The sequence below is a fragment of the Pantoea sp. CCBC3-3-1 genome, assembly GCF_007981265.1.
In the GTDB taxonomy this organism is placed as follows: domain Bacteria; phylum Pseudomonadota; class Gammaproteobacteria; order Enterobacterales; family Enterobacteriaceae; genus Erwinia.
Map to the genome: position 1 here is coordinate 2940693 of NZ_CP034363.1, position 19846 is coordinate 2960538.

The window sequence follows — 19846 nt, forward strand, 5'->3', positions numbered from 1 at the left end:
TTCTTAAGCAATTGCTCTCACCACACCACCATCAACCCTGAGTGCTGCGCCGGTCGTAGCAGATGCACGCTCGCTACAGACATAAGCAATCATCGCAGCAATCTCTTGTGTCGTTGAAAAGCGCTGAAGTATCGAAGAAGGGCGTGCTGTCGCAAAAAACTCCTGCTCAATTGATTTGGGATCAACACCACGCCCCGCCGCCATCTCAGCAACCATAGCGCCCACGCCCTCAGATGCTGTGGGGCCTGGAAGCACACTGTTAACGGTGATACCTGTACCGGCAAGACTTTCAGCCAGTCCGCGTGCCACTGCAAGTTGTGCGGTTTTGGTCATACCGTAGTGGATCATTTCAGCAGGTATCTGCAAAGCCGATTCACTGGAAACAAATACAATCCGCCCCCAGTTACGCGATCTCATAGACTGCACATAATGGCGTGAGAGACGTATACCGCTCAATACATTGGTTTCAAAGAAACGTAACCAGTCTTCGTCGGTGATGTCCCCGAACGATTTAGGTTCGAATATACCCAGATTGTTCACTAACACGTCGGTATGCGGCAATAGGTTTATCAGCGCTTCGCAACCTTCATTATGGCTCAGGTCCGCGGCAATTCCCGAGACCCGCGCATGAGGTAACTCATTCAGTATTTCAGCTACAGCATTGTCAACACGCGCCTGTGTCCGTCCGTTTACTGTCACAGATGCCCCTTCAGCTGCCAACATGCGTGCTGTAGCCAGCCCAATGCCTGCCGTTGAGCCCGTTACAAGTACACGTTTGTCACTTAATCCAAGATCCATGAGTTTTCTCCGATATATATGAAAACTCCAAATTTACCGGTTTCTGTGTGAGATGGTTAGCGACGTCCGGCCAGAATCTTGCTCAATACAGTCAATCTTGTGTTTAGCAAAAATGAGTTTTTCTAAAAATGTGGAATGTTAAGAGCTGGGCAACGTTTATTCCAATCGAATGATGCCTGGCATATAGGCGGACTCCCCAGCCGTAGAACCCGCCATTCGTTCTATTAGGTAACGGCCTGGCGGTTTGCCCAATGCTTTCCGGAACATGGTGACAAATCCGCTGGCATTCTCATAACCAAGCTCCAGTGCTACTGTCTGCACACTTTCGCCCTTTGTAAGACGTTGCAGTGAAAGGATCACATGCAGCTGTCGACGCCAGCGGCCAAAACTCATTCCTATTTCCTGTAACAGTAGCCTGCTCATGCTTCTCTCGCTCATGCCGATACGATGAGCCCATTCACCTAAAGAACATTTGTCAGTAGGATCGGCCAGCAGCATTTCTGCAAGCTGACGAAGTCGCCTGTCGCGAGGCATTGGCAAATGAAGATCTTCCACAGGAGCTAAAGACAATTCATCCAAAAGGGTTGATATTAATCTCCCCTCACGGCCATCTGTCAGGTATAGCTGGGGAAAACCAACCACTTTCAACAATAATTCTCGCAACAGTGGCTCTACTGAAATAGTGCAACAGGTTTTAGGAAGCCCTGGCGCCGCGTCTGGTTCAACGAACAAACAATAACACTCGGTATCACCAGAACCTCGGGCCGAATGAGGCAAATTACCTGGGATCCAGACCGCACAGTGTGGAGGGACAATCCACACGCCGTCTTCCACCTCGCAATTCAACATACCTTTCACCGAGTAGAGCAGTTGCGCTTTGCGATGCTGATGCCGTTCCTGTTCCCAACCTGTAGACACCATTGAAGCCCTCATGACGGAGACAGGCCTGGGAATACTATCCACATCGGGTACTACAACAGAATCGAGAGAGTAATCCATGTTTGACATAATCTTAATCGGACCTCAATTTACGGGAAAAGGTGGCAGGATTGAATAATATTATGACCAACATTCGCAATGCAGTCTAATGCTGAATCGCGTATTTTTAATCTAACATTTAGATGCTCGAAACTTTCCCGGAGAACTCGCACTGGGTGGGGTATCGCGACGTTGTCAGAACAGCAAGAGGGTGCAGAAGCACAGAAACGCTCCCTTTCACAATTGTTGAATACAATGGAGGCGATTTATGAACCAAGAAACAATAATTTTCGACTTGCTTACCTGGCTTGAAGACCACCTTACAAATCCGTTGTCTCTGGATAATGTCGCACTCAAAGCCGGATACTCAAAATGGCATTTGCAAAGGATGTTTAAAGAAGTCACTGGTCAAGTACTGGGGAGTTATATTCGCGCCCGCAGACTGTCAAAAGCGGCCGTGTCACTACGATTAACCAACCGCCCGATTCTGGAGATTGCCCTGGAGTATCACTTCGATTCTCAACAGACATTTACACGTGCCTTCAAAAAGCAGTTTGGTCAGTCCCCCGGCAGGTATCGACGTTCGTCAGACTGGACTGCCTCCGGGCTTTGCCCCCCTATCCACCCAGGTGATTTAACTCTTCCTGAATCAATCTTCATGACTTTCCCGGAAACTGTGCTAATCGGTCAGACACAAAGTTATACCTGTGAGCCCAACAGCTCACCAGTTATCAGGATGAAATGAGGTCCCATTTCTGGGGGATTTCTTAAAGAAACAGACTGCCCCCCTATGTGGTTTATGAGCTGCATCAGGTACGGTATGGACGTGAAAGGGATAAACAACTGGAAATTTTGTATACCACTTCGGTTTCATCTTACGTACTGACGCAGCCTTTACCTTCAACACAAACCACACTTCTGGAAGCCGGAGACTATGTGCACTTCACTATATGAAATGACGTGCAAAAATCTTCAGCAATTCATTCATTTCATTTTTGGACCATGTACGCTTGCATTTCAACTGACGTGCAGGAACGGCTATGATATTGAGAAATTTATCAATATTGGTGACAAAAGGGCACTAAACCACTAGTAAATATCCGCTGCGTATATGCGTATATCTGATTCCAGTCTCAGGGTATTTACCTCCGTTGAAACGGAAGAAATCCCGGAAACGCAAATTAACCTGCCACTGATTTCAGGAAGGGTTCATTGAACTGGCCGAATTGAGCAATATTATGGCCAACCAACACAATGACGTTCTATAGACTTTTGGGTATGTTTGAATAAACCATGCTGGTATGTTGCAGCCTAAGGCTTTGCCCCTCAATGACAATAGATGAAACCAAAATTTGGAAGGAATATTACTATGCGGATTGATGCTACTCAGTTCCCTTTCGTGTGGATGCAAATCGCTGCCCCTGGCAATGATCCAGATGTATCCCCGTTTAAAGAGTTCGAAGCTCTGCTTGCGCGTAAAGAGGTCTTCGTTTTCCTGAACGATGAAGGTGTTGCTCATGGCAAACACGAGCATTCGCCTGAAGAGATGAAGCAAACTACACGTTGGATGAAAGCTCACAAAAGTGAATTACGGTCCTTCGTAAAAGCCTCAATCCATATTGAACCAAACAATGCCAAACGGATTGCGGCCAAACCTTTTTCTATCGTATATGAAAAATTCTGGGGCTATCCTTTGATTATAACATCTTCGAAGGAAGAAGCTTTAGAGATAGCGCATAAATTACTGTCAGAAGGGTAAAAAAGAATAGCCAGCCTTTTTTCCACTGATTTTAACCAGGTACTGACGACGGCAAAATAACAAAGAATAATACATCTAAAACCATTTCTGCCACTTGTATAACTCTTACGTATTAACGTAGTCAGGCCATTAATTATGAGTGAAAGCACTACCTTCAGCCACATATACTGAGTATTGAAAGCCCAGCACTAATACCTTTTGAATTTTTTTAAAAAATATAACTTCACAATCAATCAATATTCATTTTTATGTTGTTACGGCGATATATTAAAAATCCCATCAAATAACATTATCTTTTTTTATTTTATCAAAGATACTGTTGCATGAAAGGAGTTGTACTATGTCAAAAAAAACATCATTTTAAATTTTAGAAACATAATGCCAGACTGGGTGACTATACAAGAAGCTGTTGATCTAGCCAGGCAAAGGGGGAATGAGAGCCTGACAATAAGTGACATTTACCGTCAAGCCTTATCTGGAAACATCTACCTTTCCATTTACTTTCAGTCACCTGTCATAGTAAAGAAAATCCAGTTTTCTAACAACAAAGTAAAACTGCGTCCTGTTGAGAATTCGCCAATACACCAACTTTGCCTGGTAGACCATAACTGTTTTCAACGGGGGAGGAATTTAATTATCAGTACTTATGATGAAGCCATTTCACCTATGCAAATGGTTATTAATACAACATTAGCTGGGTATGAATATGTTTTGGTGCAACGCTTACTGGCTCGAACTCTCAATATCCCCCCTCCCATTAAAGGGGCTAATGAAATAAATCATGGCATTTCAGTTTTTCTTTATGGTAAATTATTTATCTTACTTGAAAAAATCACATGGATGGAACGGATAGAAAAACAAATCAGGAGATTACCTCAAAATATCACCCCTGATATTCACGAACACTTTTTATCTCAGAATAAAGGAGAATACGCATTTTTCCCAATTCATGAGTTACCACGAGATGCAAGTTTTGTAATCCGACGTACAGAACTTGAAAAAATAATCGAACTCCCCGTTAAAAATAAAACATCACCTTCATCTTCAACAAGAATATCAACACCACTCTCCCGTCTGTTCTGGCTTTCCTGTCGGAATAATGAGGCCATAAGCCCATTAATCAACAAGCCATATAAACTACTCTCCATCTTTGAACAATGGGCATCAGCCGACGGCATTACCGATCATCTTAGTGGTGACACACTAAAAACTGCACTTGAGCGCGGTTCGCCCACATCAACCTAAACATCAAATATAAATGAGATTACTCTATTTAACCTGAAAGTCCGTATTAAGCATAACGATATCCTTAATACGGGCTTATCAACTTCCCTCATTCACCTTTCCTGTGTTTTTTTGTCCTCTCCGGGCCTGTCCCATTTACTTACAGCACAGGAGAAAATCATGACATCCCATCATTTATTGCGTCTGAAACAGGTTGAAGAAAAAACGGGTCTGAAGCGCTCTCAAATCTATCTGTATATGAAAGAAGGTACCTTCCCACGCTCAATAAAGATTGGCCCGGCCAGTGTCGCCTGGCTCGAATCGGAAATTGACGAATGGATCAATATTAAATTAGTCCGCCGCTCAGTAGGCTGAAGGGAGAAAATATCATGATTATCCCATCACTGAATTACGCCGTATTAACCGATGCTCTTCATGCATTGAAGGATGGCAACATTCGTCACTGTGAATCGCTAGGATTCACTTTCGACGAAATGAATGCCCTTAACCAGTTGTCACTAGACGAGCTGTTTATCATCAGTCGTGAGTCTGCACCATTTTTGGCTGTGACGGTTCATCACGAGGCGTTACGCCTGCTTCTGGCGAAATCCCGTGAGGAGGTTCTGCAGCAACAGCGTATCAACCACGCTATCCGGCTGGGTGGGTCAATTGCGCTACTCAATAAGTATTTTGGCCTCACCTCCAACGAGGTTTGCCTTCGCCGCCGGTTGCTGGGCGTCCGTGTGCCTTATGGCCGGACGCGTGAACCGGACGAAGAAACGGATGGGGCCATCTGGCGGCAATGGCAACAATGCCGGGTGGACAACCTGGAATCACCCGATGCGCTGGCCGCCATAATGCAGGTAACGCAAACCCTGCTGCCGAAAGTCGAAGGGTTGTCACTGACCATCGTTTGGAAGCGTATCGCACTTTGTGAACAGGAGGCGTCAGACCGGAGGGCCGCACATGCCAGATGAGATCGACCGCGATCAGGAATTTAATGAGCAACGACTGGAGGATATGATTGAACAGAGTCGTTTTAAGCCAGGGTCTACGCCATCATTATTCCATTGTCGTCTATGCGGTAAGCCCATTCCTGAAAAGCGACGGCAGGCACTCCCGGGCATAACCACCTGCACAGAATGCCAGGAAAAACTTGAACGTCGAACACGTTAATAATGGTCAAAGAGACATGCAGGAATATTTCCCCTGCATGTCTCTATCATTAACTATGAATATACAGTCGTCTTTATTATATATTTCACTTACTTTTATTTTTCGCAGAGCTTACCCCATCCACCACTAATTTATCTCTCTCATTTTAACTTTGAATTTATCGTTTATATACCGCCCCGGATATCTGATCCTGAAAACCTCATTACATAATAGTTGCCCGAATGGTCGTTAATTTCCCCAGGTCGGGTATTGCTCTTTAAAAATAAGGTTCGGGCTGTCACGAAACCACAATTCAGGGTGCCGCTGAATGTTCTCGCTGACCCGTTAAAACCGGAATGCAGAATTGGGATGTGACATTTATTTAACTCATCGTTGTTTTTATTAGAGGAGGCGTCATGCGAAAACCCATTTACCACGTATTTGTCACTCAGGAAAGTCAACCCGATGCACAGGGCGAAATAAACACGTATTGGACCAGGGTTGGCGTGGCGTTCGCTCATAACGGTAAGTCTGGCCTGAATATCATGCTGACACCCGGCATTGCCGTTTCCGGCAAGTTAGTGCTCCTTGAGCCCAGGGATGACGGCGGCGCGACACAGGATACTCAGTCCATTTAACCGCCCTTCCCCCTTTTCCCGGCCCTATGCCGTCTGATGGCGGTACGCGTTGCCCGGTTTACCATTCCGAGGCCATCATGCTTTCCACCACCGTATTTCTGGCGGCGGCTATGCAGTGCGCCCCCAGCATTCACCCGTCCACGGCGCTTGATGTGGCGCGGGTCGAATCCGGTTTGAATCCGTATGCCATCGCTGAAATTCTGCCCAGTGGCAAAGGCGTGATTTCACATTTCCCCACGAGCAGGGATGAGGCCATCAGCCTCACCGGACGGCTGGCAGCACAGGGCCGACGCTATTCGGTCGGGCTGATGCAAATCACCAGCACCAATTTCCGTCATTACCGCGTGAGCGCCCGCGACCTTCTTGACCCCTGTACCAACCTGTCCGTTTTTGAGCGCATCCTCACCGACTGCTACCGCCGCGGCGGTTCCCTCAAGCGTGCGCTCAGTTGCTACTACTCGGGAAATTTCACGACCGGCCAGCAAGCGGAATCCGCGTTTAACCAGACCAGCTACATCCAGCGCATCGGCTACGCCGTACCGTCAACGCGGGAAGACCGGCAGCGACCACCCGCCGAAAAGCTCGTGCCGGAAATCCGTTACCCCACCGCCGTCATGCGTGGCGAGCTTACCGAGAACGCCACGTCAGTTCTGACATCCCTGCGCTACCCCAATGCCGTGATACGCGGCGCGTTACCCATTCCCGGCCACCATGAGGAACAATGATGAAACGAAAACAGACTGACTGGCCCGTCCTCTCTTCCTTGTTAATGGCAAGCCCGGTGCTGGCAGCGGACAGCGGATTTAATAAAGCCAATGAGACGCTGAGTAACACCTCCACCGGCCTGCTCGGGCTCGCCGCCGTCACCATCACGCTGGCCACCATGTGGGTGGGATACAAAGTCTTGTTTGACGGCAAGAGCCTCCATGACATGCGCAACGTCATCATTGGCGCCATCCTTATCGTCGGTGCGTCAGGTTTCGGTGCCTACTGGGCGTCATAAGGGAGGCAATGATGGCTACGCTGAACAAAGCGCTGACGCGGCCTGCCGCCATAGCAGGCATTCCCCTCGTGCCGTTCGTGATGGTCAGCGGGGCCATCGTCCTGCTGGCGGTCTATGTCAGCTGTTACCTGATATTACTGCTTATTCCCGCCTGGCTGGAGATGAAGGCAAAGGCCAGAGCCGATATTCACTATTTCGGGCTGCTCTGGCTGGCCTTTAAAACCCGTGGACGGTTTGGCACCAATAAACATTTTGGTGCCAATGCCCTGCTGGCAAACCGCTATGACGCCGTCGACGTCTCGGAGTTTATTGAAAAGATGAAGTTAAACGAGCGCGTTACGCTGGATAAATACATTCCGTATTCCTCCCATATTCACCCGCACGTCATCAGAAACCGCCAGGGTGATTTGGTTGCCAGCTGGGAGCTGGAGGGCACCGTTTTTGAATGCGAGGACGAACATCATCTGACCTTAATGGCGACGCATCTCAATAACGTTATTCGTGGGTATGAAGGTCTGCCGGTCACTTTCTATCTTCACCGCATCCGGGAAAAATACCACGCTGCCTTTGACGCAAATTCAGGTATTCCCTTTTCTGATGAAGTGACCCGGCTGTATTACCAGCCGATCAACGAAAAGCCGTTCTGGCGGCACCGGCTGTTTTTCACCCTCTGCTATGCGCCCTTCTCTCCGCTGGAAAAAAAAGCCATGAAGGCGCAGCCGTCCGGTAAACGTAAAGCGGCGCTGGATGATGCCCTGAAAGTAATGCTGGAGCACCGGGAGGCGCTGGCATCGGCGCTGTCCCGCTATACGGCGACGCCGCTGGGGATGTATGAAGAAAACCGGCGGGTGTATTCCGCCCAACAGTCCTTGTATCACCGCCTGCTCACCGGCCAGTGGCTAAAGGTCGCGGTCACGCGTGCACCGTTTTATGAAACGTTAAGCACGCCAGATGTCTTTTTTACCACCGACACCGCCGAGTGCCAGACGGTCAGCGGCTCCCGCTTTTTTCGCAGTCTGGAAATCAAAGATTACTCGCCTGAAACCGCGACCGGCCTGCTGGACGCGCTGCTGTATGCCGAAAGCGAGTATGTGCTGACGCAGTCCTTCACCTGCATGGCCCGCGATGAGGCGCAGAAGCATATTCGTCTGGCGGAAAAGCGCCTGACTTCTGCGGATGACGACGCCATTTCGCAGCGCGAAGAGCTGATTGTCCTGCGTGACCTGCTCCAGTCCGGGCATGTCTCCTGCGGGAAATATCACTTCTCCCTGCTGGTATCCTCAGACAGCGCCGACCAGGTGGTGAAGGACACCAACGCGCTGGCGCAGCCCTTCGCCGACCTCGGCATTATGACGACGCTGTCCACGCTTTCGCTGCCCGCCGCGTACCTGGCGCAACTGCCGGGGGTGTATACGTTGCGCCCCCGTCTGGTGGCCGTCAGCAGCCAGAACTTTGCCGACCTGGCGAGCCTGCACAACTTTCATCCCCACAAGCGGAGCGGCAATCCCTGGGGTGACGCCATCGCGATACTCAAATCACCGGGTGGTGGCGGGTATTACCTGAACCTGCACGACAGCCAGAGCGGGCGGGATGACTTCAACGAAAAAACGCCGGGTAATACGGCGATTATCGGGAAAACCGGTTCCGGGAAAACGATGCTGATGACCATGATGCAGCAACTGATGCAGAAGTACCGCAATCCTGCGACGTTCAGCGCCTCAGCCACAATCCAGCGGCTCACCACGGTGTATTTTGATAAGGACCGGGCGGCGGAAGTAGCGATACGCCAGATGGGCGGACGCTACTTCCGTATCCGTACCGGCACTCCCACCGGGTTTAACCCGTTTTCGCTTGCCCCAACCCGGCGGAATATCAGTTTTATCAAACGACTGGTGCGCATGCTGTGCGGCCGCAACGGCAAGCCGCTCGATCCGCGCGATGAGGAGCGGATCAGTGCCGCCGTAGATACCATTATGCTCGACTACCCGCCGGAATACCGCAAGTTCGGTATCACCCGGCTGCTGGAAGTCCTGCCGGAGCCGCCAACCCCCGACGCCCGCATCAACGGGCTACGTATTCGCCTTAAACAGTGGGCGCAGGGCGGCGAGTTCGGCTGGGTATTCGACAATGAGGAGGACACCTTCAACATTAGCAACATTGATAACGTAGGTATCGACGGTACGGAATTTCTCGATGATGACGATATTCGCGGCCCCGTCACGTTTTATCTGCTGTACCGCGTCACCAGCCTGCTGGACGGTCGCCGGCTGGTGATGTTCATGGACGAGTTCTGGAAATGGCTGGCCGATGTCGAATTTTCCCGCTTCTCGCTCAATATGCTGAAAGTGATCCGCAAGCTGAACGGCATCTTCATACCCGCCACGCAGTCGCCTGACGAAATCGTCAAGCACCCGATTGCCCCGGCGATTATCGAGCAGTGCAGCACGCAGATATTTCTTGCCAACCCGAAGGCCAGCCGGGCGGATTACGTGGGAAGGATGAAAGTGCCGGAAAGCGTGTACGACATCGTCAGAAACCTCGATCCGGGGGAGCGCTCTATGGTGGTCCTGAAAACACCGTTACGCGCGGGTGAAACCCGGCCTTTTGTGGCGATGGCGAAAATGGATTTATCGGGCCTCGGGAAACTCACCAAAATGCTCAGCGGCAGCGAAGACAACCTGAAACTGTTCGACACCCTGTATCAGGAAGGAATGCAGCCTGATGACTGGAAAGCCGCCTTCCTTGAACAAGCCCTGTAATATTCATGACGGAGGTAATTAAAATGCGGTTCAGAGATATCATACTGGCATTATCGTTGTTGATTTCCACCCAGGCGATGAGCGCCGGAATACCGGTATTCGACGCCGTACAGAATACCGAATCCATGAATCAGTGGATCCAGAAACTCCAGCAGTGGCAGGAAACCGTTACCCACTATAGAAGTGAACTTGATGCCTACAAGCAGCAATTAGCCACGGCAACGGGCGTGCGGGACGTTCAGGCATTTCTCCGAGAGGCCAAAAGTCTGAAAACCGATATTGATAATCTTCGTCAGCACGGTATTTCACTGGATGACCTGCTGAGCAACCAAAACGGGTCATATTCGTCTGAACTGAATAGCTTGTATAACAAATATAAAACGTTCGATACCTGTAACCCGTCCAGCGCTTCACAACGCTATCTGGACAGCTGCAAACAGATGATCCTGAATCAGGCCGTAGCGATAGAAAATACGTCCGAGGTTGAAAACAAGATCACGGGCACGCTCGACGATATATCGGATTTATCAGACCGCATTGCTAATGCGCAGGATTCGAAAGAGTCACAGGACCTGGCTAACGCCATCGCGGCCAAAAGCGTACAATTAAATGCGCTGACTAGCCAATGGGAAATGTCAGTCAAACAGGCTGAACAGCGAACAACGCTGCTGGAACAGCAAAAACAGAAAGCCTTTGAGCAACAGCAATTAACTGCGCCCGTTGCCGATCTGAACTCTCTATAGGGAGGTTAACATGTTAAAACCCGTATTAACCTTGTGCATCATGTCAGGCATTCTCGTCTTATCCGGTTGTAAAGAGACGAAATCAGAAGCCTGGTATAAAGAACATCCCGATGAAACCTATAAAGTCTATACGCAATGCCTCACGGATGGTGAGGCAAGCGACAACTGCGAGTTTGCGCACCGGGCAGCACTCATGTTTGCCCAGACAGGCAAACCCGGCATCAGGGAAAAATTCGAGACGCTGTTTCAGCAGGAAGCCCAAAAAAGAAAATCCGTCACTCAGTAAGATCCCCGCCAACAAAAACAGGGATCCCTCCCTGTTTTATCCCCTGTCTCTTCCTGACTAATGAGAGGTACCATGTCCGGTGGTATTTTTGTTGGTATGGACAAAAACATCATGGATGGACTCAACGCCGTGTTAGAAGGTCAGTCTTCTAACTACGGCACCCTAATCAGTGCGATTATCGTCAGTTCCTTCACACTGTTTATTACGTATCGCGGGTATCAGACGCTTGGCGGCAAACTCCAGACGCCGGTTGAAGATGTTGTCTGGGATGTGGGGCGCATGTTGCTGATCATCACTTTTGTTTTAAACCGCGAGGGCTGGCTGGATGCCATCATTGCGGCCATTGAAGGGCTTAAGGACGGCATCAGTGGCGATGATAATGTCTGGGCACTCCTAGACACGGTGTGGGAAAAGGCACAAGCGCTGGGGCAAACGCTGTTTAATCTCGATACCTCCACCTACGTTAAAGTGAATGGCGGTTTTGCCGAGGTGCTGGTCTGGGGCGGAGCAATCGTTCTGTTACTGGCTGCAACCTTTGTCAACCTGCTCGCCGAAATCACCATTCTGTTAATGACCACCACCGCCCCACTCTTTATTTTCTGCCTGCTGTACGGTTTTCTTAAACCCATGTTTGATAACTGGCTGAAAACACTATTTACCGCAATCTTAACGATCATGTTTTCTGCCCTGTCTGTCCGGATCGCCATCAACTACCTGAATAAAATACTGGATGCCGCCACAGCAACGTCTGCTGAAAACAATATGGTGACCCTGGCGGCGCAATGTTTGCTGGCCGGGATTGCGGCAGGCGTCGTGGTGTATTTTTCAGCGAAAATAGCCACTGCACTGAGCGGTGCCGCCGTGCAGGCCGTGTTACAGTGGGCTGCGATGAGCGGATTGCGCGGGCTGGCGAGCAAATCTGCCGACGTCGCCAGACCCGGCATAAAGGCCGGGGGCCGACTGGCCGCCAAAGGTGGCATAGCCGTAGCAGCGACAACCGGCAGGTTCATTGCCGCAGGGGCGGGCAAAACCGTGAACGCCTGGCAGAAACGTGCCACCGCCATTGACAGCATGAAACGCCAGAATCAGCAGCGTCACCGTTGATCCTCCCGACCGCTAATTTCTTTTCTTCGTCACGCCGTGACCTCTGCCAGCGGTGCGGCTTTACTGCATTTATCCGATAAGAGGCTTCCATGAAATTCAGCATCTTGCTTCTGGTGCTGTGCGCGCTTTCGGGCTGCGTGCAGCATCAGGGCAACCTCCCGCCGGTGTCCGGCGATCCCCAGCCGGTTAATTCCCCCGCCATGATCCAGGAGCTGACTCACCATGTCTGATATTCAGCGCATCATTAATGTTTCCCGCTCTTTTGAATCCGTCATGCTGGAAAAGGAAGAGCGTTCCCGCAAAACAGCCTGGCGGGTGGCCGCTGCCGGGCTTATTCTGGCTGCACTGGCAATTACGGCCATGATTATTCTGCTGCCGCTGAAAACCACTGATATTGAATTGTGGTCGGTGGATAAACAGACCGGTCGTTATGAGTATATGACCCGCCTTAAAGAGCGGGATATTGCGTCTGAAAAAGCGCTGGTCCATTCACTGGCGGCACACTATGTCAGGCTCCGTGAGGGATATAATTATTTCTCCCTCCAGCGTGATTACGACGACGTACAGTTATTTAACAGCGACAGCGTGAACCGGGATTATCTGGACGGGTTTAACGGCGACCAGGCCCCGGACGTTATTTTTAATAAAGCCGAATATGTCGTCTATATCGACATTATTTCCAATGTGCATGCGCCTGCCACCGGGCCGGATAACCTGGCAACACTGCGTATTAAGCGCACCCTCCGCCGTATTTCTGATAATTCAGTGAAAACGGACTTCTGGAATATCCGCCTCACTTACCGCTATGTCCCGCATCAGCAACTGACGGACAGCCAGCGTGAAGTGAACCCGCTGGGCTTTATCGTCACCAGCTACCAGCGCGATAAAGAACTGAGGAGCGAATGATGCTGAAAAACATCCTGCTCCTGACGGGCTTACTGGCGTCATGCGCGACATGGAGCGCCGCCACCCCGCGCGGCAGCGCCTATGACAGCCGGATGCAGAACGTATCGTATAACAGCCAGAACGCCACCGTGGTGAATACCCGCCCTGGCTATGTCACCACGCTGCTGTTTGACGACGATGAAGCTGTGATTGATGCGCAAGCGGGTTTTCCAAAAGGCTGGACGGTGACGAAAAGTGATAACCGGGTAGACGTCAGCCCGAACCCCATCACCCAGCCGGTGACGGACGCCAGCGGCAACAACGTCAGCCAGGTCTTCCTGCCCACGGCAAAGGACTGGAAGACCAACCTCTTCGTGGTGACCTCAAAGCGTGATTACAGCCTGGAGCTGAACGTGCTGGACCACGATTCCCCCTCGCAGGCGTTCGTTATCCGTTACCACTATCCGGCCGAGGCTCGCCAGCAATCCGCCGCCGCCAGCGCCGCGCGTCAGACGCTGCAGCGTGAAAGACAGGAGAAGCAGCAGATAGCAGCGGCATTCGGACAGGCCAGCACGCCACGCAACTGGCGCTACACCAAACGGGTCGCCGCCGGTTCGGCCTCCATCGCACCGGATTTTGCCTGGGATGATGGTCGTTTTGCTTATATCGGTTTTTCCCCCATCAAAACCCTGCCGTCTGTTTTCCGGGTGGTTAACGGACGAGAGCAGGCGCTCACGCCCCGGACAGTTAAGCAGGGTAATTACATTGTGATGGTGGTGCCGGCAGCGCCACAACTGGTGTTGCGTTACGGCACCTCGGTGGTGGGGATAGAAAACGACGGGTTCGGGCGCATCGCGATAACCCGCAGCGACACCGTTTCACCGTCCGTTACGCTGGAGGCTAAATGACCGATAAACCCGTCCCGGACGAGCCGGAAAAAACCACCGCAGAGCGGGAAGGGGAAGCCCGCGAACGCGCCCGTGCGGCAATGGCGTATCAGGAGCCGGAGCAAAGAACACCGCCCGGCCAGCCGGAAGTGACCCGTTTTCGTAAGGCATCCGGTCGCCGCACGCTGATCGTCAGCCTGCTGAGTCTGGCGCTGGTGATCGCCCTGGCATCCGGCGGCGATCGTCTTTTCAGTGCATTGAAAGGGGGTAATGAGAAAGAAGCAGACACCGCGCCGCCGCCCTCCGCCGGGAAGACGCTGCATGAGCGTCAAAATCTGGGCATGGACAGTAACCCGTTTGGCCTGTTCGGGCCGCACATACAGGACCGAACAGCCCCTGTCAGCCAGACCGTTACTCCCGCACCATCACTGCCACCGACCCCACCCGCCCTGAACAAGGCAGCCGCGCTGGCTGACGGGCCGAACAACGCCCGAACAATGCCGGCCGATAATGTACGCACGTCCCCGGATGAACCGCGCAGCAACGCAGAAACGTCCGACAGTCGGTCATCATCCACGACATACACATCCTGTCCGTCAGTACTGACCAGGGGAAAGGATGGCCGCCTGCGCTGCCCGGAGACTGCCGCGCCGGAAACGGGTAACAACGACAATCCGGGCGTCGCCCGTGTCACCGGCGTCAGACGGCTGGGCCTCGATCCTGATCTCTATATCCCGGTGGACCGCTATATCCCGTGTTCGATGATGTGGCGCTTCGTGTCCGATGTCGGGGGGCATATTTCCTGTCTGATCAGTGAAGATGTTTACAGCGCCAGCAACCATGTGACGCTGATCCCGGCGGGAACGGTCGCCCGTGGCATCTACCGCACCGGGGCGCTGCAGCATGGACGCAGCCGGATGTTTGTGCTGTGGACGGAGCTGCGTACGCCTGAGCCCGGCAGCCTGCAAATCCCACTAACTGATACGCAGGCCAGCGGCCCGCTCGGCGAGGCGGGGATCTCAGGTTGGATCGACAACCATTTCTGGGAGCGCTTCGGCAATGCCCTGATGCTAAGTACCGTGCAGGACGTGGCAGCGGCGGCGTCGGATGCTGCCCCGGGGAAAGACCGCAATACCGACTACACCGAAAACACCCGCGCAGCCACGGCGGAAATGGCGAAAACGACGCTGGACAACAGCATCAATATCCCGCCCACCCTGTACCTGAATCAGGGTGATGTCATCGGGATCATGACCGGCACTGACATTGATTTCTCATCCGTCTGGCAGCTGCGACTGAAAAAGAGGTGGTATGAACGCTGAAAACCTGTCGCTGGATTTTATGAAAAACCAGCTGTTTGGTGATTTCATTGCGCAGGACGGCCTGACGGAAATTGCCGTTAACCGGCCGGGTGAACTGCATACCAAAATCCGGGGGAAATGGCGAAGACATGAAGCCGCGGTTACGCTGCGTCAGTGTTACGCCTTTGCCAGAGCGCTGGCGTCGTGGCAGGACGATAATATCGACGACACCTCGCCAATCCTTTCCGCCACGCTTGAGACAGGCGAGCGCATTCAGGCCATTATTCCCCCGGCCTGTGAGCGCAATACCGTATCCATTACGCTGCGTAAGCCCTCATTCGGGCAGAAAACACACAAGTCATGGATTGATGCGGGATTTTATAACCGGGTCAGCGGTCAGGAGCGAACGGAAGACAAAGATGTTGAACTGACCCGCTATTATCAAGGTGAAGATATTTCCCGTTTTATGGAAAAAGCGGTGGAATACGGTAAAACGATTTTTATTGTGGGTGAAACAGGCTCCGGTAAAACCACCTATATGAAAACGCTGCTGCACTATATTCCCCGGCACCTCAGGCTGACCACCATCGAGGACAACCCCGAAATCCACTTCTATCATCACACCAATTATGTCCATCTCTTTTATCCGGCGGACGCCGGGGATAATGCCATTGTCACGCCTGGCAGACTGATACGCGCCAATTATCGTATGAACCCTGACCGGATATTACTGGCTGAAATTCGCGGTCGGGAAGCCTGGGATGCACTGAAAATCGTCGGTTCCGGACATGAGGGATTAATGACCTCCCTGCATGCGGGCAGCCCGGAAGAATGTATTGAAGGGCTCATTGACCGCTGTTATGAAAATCCCGACTGCCGGAACATGCCTTTCGACGTTCTGTTACGTAAGGTGCTTAAGAGCATTGATGTGATAGTCAGCATTGATATTCACGGTGACATACGCCGGATGAGCGATATTTATTTTAAACCCCTTCATCTCAATGACATGAGAGGTGTATTCAGTAAAGGACTTCAATAAATAACTTATCAAATTACGCAACACTATTTTTAATATGAAGGTGACCGAAATGAAAAAAGAAATATCCTCCGCATTATTACTCTGCATTATGGCATCATATTCCACCTCCGTCATGGCCGCTGACGCCTGTGAAGTGGTGTTATGCATGTACGGTAAAGCCACCGGGAACGGCGGCAATGAATGCCATTCTGCTGAACGCACATTTTTTAATATCGTCAAAAAGAACAAGCACGGTTTTCTGCCGGACCATACTGCCGATGCCAGAAAATCGTTCTTACTTGAGTGTGATTCGGCAGACCCGGCAATTATCAGCCAGATTATCAATAAATTTGGCCACATGCATGGATAATTAGCGGAGGTAATTTTTATGACCAAACCGGGTTTTATTAAGCATCCCTGGACACATCAGCGCGGAGATTCCATTAGCGCAGCCTGTGTTATTGAGCACATTGAAAATGAGGCGATGCGTGGATGCGGCCTTTATTATGAAATTTATCACTACCGTGTTATATGCTGGTTATTGCAATTACTGCAAACGCTGAACGGCACCGACAGAATAACGCTGACAGAAGAAGCTAACCGGCGAGGATTTACGCTGGATGAAATCAGCATTAAAGAAAGTCGTCAGTGTTATTCCGACATCATCAGGGAAATCCAAGAGAGCCACTATTAACCCCTGCCTTAATTTTATTCGCAGGTCTCCTATAGCGCCGGAATTTTTTAGCCGAGTCCGGCTAAAGGCGTGGCGGTTTTCAGGTTTTTACGGCCCAGCACATTTTTCGCGGACTAAGGAGTGAAGAAATGCGGGCCGTAAAAATGAGGCAGTGGACAGAATTATTTTCGCGGGTTAAGGCGCGAAAATAGTTCAGGCACCGCGCCTCACCGGCAAACAGCCGCGCCCACGCGGATTTTGCCGGCCGGGGGGAGCCGAATAAATTTCGCCGCCCCAGCGAGCGAAAAGCTGTCGCCCACGACAGCGGTTTATTTGGGGGGCATCGCCCCGCACACCGTCGCGGCTAAGTCTCCGGCCAAAAGCCGGTAGCGTGGCGCGACCACCCTCTTTAAAGGTCAGCTTCCCTTTTATTCCCGCTGCGAGGCACGAGCAAAGGGAAGAAAAAGGCGAAAGCGACCGTCTTAAAGGGGGTGGTCGCGCGTAGCGGGCGACGGTGTGCCGCCGTTGACGTTGGGGGTTTTGGCGCGGCGTCCAGCCGCGACATTACCCCCATGCAGCAGGCAATAAGGGCGTCCAGCCCGCATGTACTGGGGCACGCCGTTTCGTGCAGGGAAGCATGCTTTCCTGCATATGGCCGCACAGCGGCCACCATCTTTACCCCATACGCTCGCCCCGCCTTTTCGCCCGACACCGCCGGGCGAACTGATGGGGCGATGTCATGGGGCGAACCGCTGACGAAGGAGGCAACGTGATTTTGAATAAGCTTGCCGCTTCACTGTCGCCGATAGTGAACGGGATGCTGGCACTGCTCGCTTTTATGCAACAGCAACAACTAATGCTGGCATTATTAGCGGGGCTGACGATGCCATTTTTCGCGTCGATTAAAAGCGATGAACGACAGAAAGCCCCGTTATGGAAAAAGCTGATTCTCGCTTTTTCCCTGCTGTGTTTTCTCTCTGGCACACTGGCCCCGATAGTTATCGGATCCTTCCAGTGGCTGTATAAGACCAGACTCACCAGTGATAATACGGTACTGGCCTGGTCAGTACGGATTGCTTTCACTGTAACCGGGATTATTTTTCATATTATGCTTCGTCGGGTATTCACGCCGGAACTGGACAGAATAAAGAAGCACCTTGTTAAAAAGACCACCCTTGAACGGGAATTGCGCACTGATGTCCGCACCGTAAAATCCCTGCTACCGGAAACTCTGCATTATAACCCGCTGGATTATATCGACCTGAATAAAGGCATTTTTACTGGCATGGACAGGAAGAATGAACCGATGTATCTCCCGTTAAAGGACTGGCAGAAACAACACGCGGACATTATCGGCACCACCGGAGCCGGTAAAGGGGTTGCCACCGGCATATTGCTTTACCAGAGTATTCTGGCCGATGAAGGTGTGTTTGTTATGGACCCCAAGGAAGATGAATGGGCTCCACACCTTTACCGCAAAGCCTGTGAGGATGCAGGAAAACCTTTTGCCTTAATTGACCTGCGAAAACAGCAATACCAGTTAAATCTGATTGAAGATATTACGCCCGATGAACTGGAAGAATTGTTTGTTGCCGGTTTCAGCCTGGCGGAAAAAGGGCAGGAATCGGATTTTTATCGCATTGATGATCGCAAAGCCGCCCGTATGGCTGCACAATTTGTCAGTGATAATCCATCGACAACAATCCGTGATGTTTATAACGGTGATTACGTTCAAAGTATTGCAGATAAGATAAAAGCCTTTTTCGGCAAGATTGAGGAACTGGCCTTACTCAATGCCATTAATGCGCCGACAGGATTCTCGCTTAATAAGATATTTGATGAAGGCGGCTGCTGTTATGTTATCGGCTCTATGCGAAACAGCAAAATTATTACCGCACAGCGTATGCTGCTGGTTCGCCTTTACCAGTTAGCAGAAAGGCGCGACCGTGTAACAGACGTACCCCGCCCCATTGCTATTTATCTTTCCGAACTGAAATACCATTTATCCTGGCCAGCGCTGGAAGGTTTAGGCGCTGCGCGGGATAAAGGCGTGCATATTATTATGGACCACCAGTCCGTTGCTGATTTAAAAGACTGCCCGGCAGATTTGAAAGGTGATGCCGTTGTTGGTGCGGTCGTTGAAAATGCCAAATTCAAACTGGTTTACCGGGTTATGGACCCGAACACGGCGGATTGGGTAGCGAGAATGTCAGGCACGATTCTGGTGGATGATGAACTCCGCAAGGCTAAAACAGATAATATGCTGACGGAGACCATCGACAGTGAGCGCACAATCCGCCAGGCCGAACGTTTCTTTATTGACAGCAATATGATCCTAAACCTGCCCGATTTTGTCAGCTTTATCTTTACGACAAAAACGCTACCTTCTGCTTCACTGATTTCACCGATAAAGATCCGAAAGCGTAAGCTAGAAATCTTCTCGATTTCCCCTGATATTGCCGCAGCGGCAGCCCCAGTGAAAATCACGCTGGATTTTAGCGAAGATGATAAACCATCCATACCGGATGTATTGACAACGCACCCGGATCTTTTCTTCGACGAAAGCGAAGTAAAACCGGCAAAGCCCCAATCTGATGATGAAGAACACTTCTCCCCGCTGGATTTTTAAGGAGCG

General features: G+C 51.1%; 22 protein-coding genes and 1 pseudogene. 21 read left to right on the forward strand and 2 right to left on the reverse strand.

What is annotated here, in order from left to right:
- Window positions 1–3: 3 nt before the first annotated feature.
- The gene (locus EHV07_RS13880; RefSeq protein ID WP_064360511.1) at window positions 4–798 is read right to left on the reverse strand and encodes an SDR family NAD(P)-dependent oxidoreductase; all 795 of its coding nucleotides are present in this window, start codon (window positions 796–798) and stop codon (window positions 4–6) included.
- Between the two features lie 156 nt (window positions 799–954).
- Complete coding sequence (locus EHV07_RS13885) at window positions 955–1797, reverse strand: helix-turn-helix transcriptional regulator (protein ID WP_371419692.1); 843 nt, start codon at window positions 1795–1797, stop codon at window positions 955–957.
- 247 nt (window positions 1798–2044) lie between these two features.
- Here EHV07_RS13885 and EHV07_RS13890 point away from each other — a divergent pair.
- The 21 genes and pseudogenes from EHV07_RS13890 (at window position 2045) to EHV07_RS13990 (ending at window position 19840) form a co-directional block, all read left to right on the forward strand.
- Window positions 2045–2901 (forward strand): annotated as a pseudogene (locus EHV07_RS13890) (helix-turn-helix domain-containing protein).
- 244 nt (window positions 2902–3145) lie between these two features.
- Entirely contained in the window at window positions 3146–3535 is a 390-nt protein-coding gene (locus EHV07_RS13895) for a hypothetical protein (protein ID WP_147198621.1), read from the forward strand.
- A 378-nt stretch (window positions 3536–3913) separates the two neighbouring features.
- Window positions 3914–4780 (forward strand): hypothetical protein, encoded by an 867-nt coding sequence (locus tag EHV07_RS13900; RefSeq protein WP_147200630.1) that lies wholly within the window; start codon window positions 3914–3916, stop codon window positions 4778–4780.
- A gap of 159 nt (window positions 4781–4939) precedes the next feature.
- A complete protein-coding gene (locus tag EHV07_RS13905) occupies window positions 4940–5134 on the forward strand; it encodes an AlpA family transcriptional regulator (protein ID WP_147198622.1) in 195 nt (64 codons plus the stop codon).
- Window positions 5135–5148: 14 nt separating this feature from the next.
- Window positions 5149–5736, forward strand: coding sequence for a DUF2857 domain-containing protein (locus EHV07_RS13910; protein ID WP_147198623.1), 588 nt, complete (start codon window positions 5149–5151; stop codon window positions 5734–5736).
- Window positions 5726–5935: a TraR/DksA family transcriptional regulator gene (locus EHV07_RS13915; protein WP_076945521.1), complete on the forward strand. Its 210-nt coding sequence runs from the start codon at window positions 5726–5728 to the stop codon at window positions 5933–5935. Before EHV07_RS13910 ends, EHV07_RS13915 begins: the two co-directional genes overlap by 11 nt.
- Before the next feature lie 395 nt (window positions 5936–6330).
- Window positions 6331–6552: a hypothetical protein gene (locus EHV07_RS13920; protein ID WP_103826093.1), complete on the forward strand. Its 222-nt coding sequence runs from the start codon at window positions 6331–6333 to the stop codon at window positions 6550–6552.
- A 77-nt stretch (window positions 6553–6629) separates the two neighbouring features.
- Entirely contained in the window at window positions 6630–7277 is a 648-nt protein-coding gene (locus tag EHV07_RS13925) for a lytic transglycosylase domain-containing protein (protein WP_147198624.1), read from the forward strand.
- Window positions 7277–7555, forward strand: coding sequence for a TrbC/VirB2 family protein (locus EHV07_RS13930; RefSeq protein ID WP_037038866.1), 279 nt, complete (start codon window positions 7277–7279; stop codon window positions 7553–7555). Before EHV07_RS13925 ends, EHV07_RS13930 begins: the two co-directional genes overlap by 1 nt.
- Before the next feature lie 11 nt (window positions 7556–7566).
- The gene (locus tag EHV07_RS13935) at window positions 7567–10314 is read left to right on the forward strand and encodes a VirB3 family type IV secretion system protein (protein WP_147200631.1); all 2748 of its coding nucleotides are present in this window, start codon (window positions 7567–7569) and stop codon (window positions 10312–10314) included.
- Window positions 10315–10337: 23 nt separating this feature from the next.
- On the forward strand, window positions 10338–11057 hold the full coding sequence (locus tag EHV07_RS13940; protein WP_147198625.1) for a type IV secretion system protein: 720 nt from the start codon (window positions 10338–10340) through the stop codon (window positions 11055–11057).
- Window positions 11058–11067: 10 nt separating this feature from the next.
- The gene (locus tag EHV07_RS13945; protein WP_049089932.1) at window positions 11068–11343 is read left to right on the forward strand and encodes an EexN family lipoprotein; all 276 of its coding nucleotides are present in this window, start codon (window positions 11068–11070) and stop codon (window positions 11341–11343) included.
- A gap of 72 nt (window positions 11344–11415) precedes the next feature.
- On the forward strand, window positions 11416–12447 hold the full coding sequence (locus EHV07_RS13950; RefSeq protein ID WP_147198626.1) for a type IV secretion system protein: 1032 nt from the start codon (window positions 11416–11418) through the stop codon (window positions 12445–12447).
- Between the two features lie 89 nt (window positions 12448–12536).
- Window positions 12537–12677 carry a hypothetical protein gene (locus EHV07_RS24550; protein WP_168199631.1) on the forward strand — a complete coding sequence of 47 codons (141 nt, stop codon included), beginning with the start codon at window positions 12537–12539 and terminating at the stop codon, window positions 12675–12677.
- Complete coding sequence (locus EHV07_RS13955; protein WP_147198627.1) at window positions 12670–13353, forward strand: virB8 family protein; 684 nt, start codon at window positions 12670–12672, stop codon at window positions 13351–13353. The genes EHV07_RS24550 and EHV07_RS13955 overlap by 8 nt, the downstream gene beginning before the upstream one ends.
- On the forward strand, window positions 13353–14240 hold the full coding sequence (gene virB9, locus EHV07_RS13960; RefSeq protein ID WP_147200632.1) for a P-type conjugative transfer protein VirB9: 888 nt from the start codon (window positions 13353–13355) through the stop codon (window positions 14238–14240). The genes EHV07_RS13955 and virB9 overlap by 1 nt, the downstream gene beginning before the upstream one ends.
- Window positions 14237–15541 (forward strand): VirB10/TraB/TrbI family type IV secretion system protein, encoded by a 1305-nt coding sequence (gene virB10, locus EHV07_RS13965; RefSeq protein ID WP_147198628.1) that lies wholly within the window; start codon window positions 14237–14239, stop codon window positions 15539–15541. The genes virB9 and virB10 overlap by 4 nt, the downstream gene beginning before the upstream one ends.
- Entirely contained in the window at window positions 15531–16559 is a 1029-nt protein-coding gene (gene virB11 / locus EHV07_RS13970) for a P-type DNA transfer ATPase VirB11 (RefSeq protein WP_147198629.1), read from the forward strand. The genes virB10 and virB11 overlap by 11 nt, the downstream gene beginning before the upstream one ends.
- 49 nt (window positions 16560–16608) lie before the next feature.
- The gene (locus EHV07_RS13975) at window positions 16609–16908 is read left to right on the forward strand and encodes a TrbM/KikA/MpfK family conjugal transfer protein (RefSeq protein WP_147198630.1); all 300 of its coding nucleotides are present in this window, start codon (window positions 16609–16611) and stop codon (window positions 16906–16908) included.
- 18 nt (window positions 16909–16926) lie between these two features.
- Window positions 16927–17232 carry a hypothetical protein gene (locus EHV07_RS13980; RefSeq protein WP_147198631.1) on the forward strand — a complete coding sequence of 102 codons (306 nt, stop codon included), beginning with the start codon at window positions 16927–16929 and terminating at the stop codon, window positions 17230–17232.
- A gap of 748 nt (window positions 17233–17980) precedes the next feature.
- Window positions 17981–19840: a type IV secretory system conjugative DNA transfer family protein gene (locus tag EHV07_RS13990; protein ID WP_147198633.1), complete on the forward strand. Its 1860-nt coding sequence runs from the start codon at window positions 17981–17983 to the stop codon at window positions 19838–19840.
- Window positions 19841–19846: the final 6 nt, after the last annotated feature.